The organism is Streptomyces albidochromogenes (assembly GCF_005981925.1).
Classification (GTDB): Bacteria; Actinomycetota; Actinomycetes; order Streptomycetales; family Streptomycetaceae; genus Streptomyces; species Streptomyces albidochromogenes.
This window is the reverse complement of record NZ_VBVX01000646.1, coordinates 1-1,066: the sequence shown is the minus strand read 5'-3', so window position 1 is coordinate 1,066 and position 1,066 is coordinate 1. Positions and strand designations below refer to the sequence as shown.

The 1,066-nt window shown below is 72.9% G+C and carries 1 protein-coding gene and 1 pseudogene; both read left to right on the top strand.

From position 1 onward, the window contains the following. On the top strand, positions 1-642 hold a 642-nt coding region (locus tag E2E34_RS34535), incomplete at its 5' end, for an STM4013/SEN3800 family hydrolase (RefSeq protein WP_138905746.1). After that, positions 639-1,066, top strand: a pseudogene (locus E2E34_RS34530) (STM4012 family radical SAM protein); the annotation flags it as partial. The gene E2E34_RS34535 and the pseudogene E2E34_RS34530, both read left to right, overlap by 4 nt.

The window sequence follows — 1,066 nt, the reverse complement described above, 5'->3', positions numbered from 1 at the left end:
CACCAGGCGATCTTCGCGGGCTTCCTGCCGACGCCCGCCGCCCCGGGCCCCCACCCGCGCCTGTTCGCGGCGCGCTTCGCCGGCAGCGAGACCACTGCGGAACGCACCTTCGTCTTCGACGCGCCCGACCTCGTCACCGGCCTGGCGGACGCCGGCTACCACACGGTGTGCGTCGGCGGCGTGGGGTTCTTCAACCGGCAGGGGCCGCTCGGGTCGGTACTGCCGGGGATGTTCCGGGAAAGCCACTGGGAGCCGGAGTTCGGCGTGACGTCACCCACGTCGTTCGAGGAGCAGATCGCCCGCGCCGAACAGGTCGTCGCCGAACTCCCGGCGGACCAGCGGCTGTTTCTCTTCGTCAACGTCTCCGCCCTGCACCAGCCCAACTGGTTCCACCTGCCCGGCGCCACCCGCGAGGCCGGTGACTCGCGCGCCACCCACGCGGCCGCCCTGGAGTACGTCGACCGGCACATCGGCCGGCTGTTCGCCGCCGCGAGCAGCCGCCGGCCCTGCTTCGCGATCGTCTGCTCCGACCACGGAACGGCGTACGGCGACGACGGCTACACCGGCCACCGGCTCGGCCACGAGGCCGTCTGGACCGTCCCCTACGCCCACTTCACCCTCGAACAAGGGGCCACCCGATGAGCACCGCGCCGCCGCGCCCCTACCAGAGCTACGTCTACGCCTACCCGCACAAGACGGCGTACCGCGAGCTGAGCGACCGCCCCGCGCTGCGCGACCTGTGGGCGGACGAGCCCAAGGGCGCCCTCTCCCTCTACCTCCACATACCGTTCTGCGAGGTCCGCTGCGGCTTCTGCAACCTCTTCACCCGCATCGGCGCCCCCGACGAGCTGACCGGCCGCTACCTCGACGCGCTCGACCGGCAGGCCACCGCCGTGCGTGACGCCCTCGACGCCACAGGCGGCGACAGCGGCGAGGTGCGGTTCGCCGCCGCGGCCTTCGGCGGCGGCACGCCCACCTTCCTCGACCCGGGCGAGCTGGAACGGCTCTGCGACATCGCGGAGAAGCGGATGGGCGCCGACCTGCGCGCCGTACCCCTGTCCGTGGA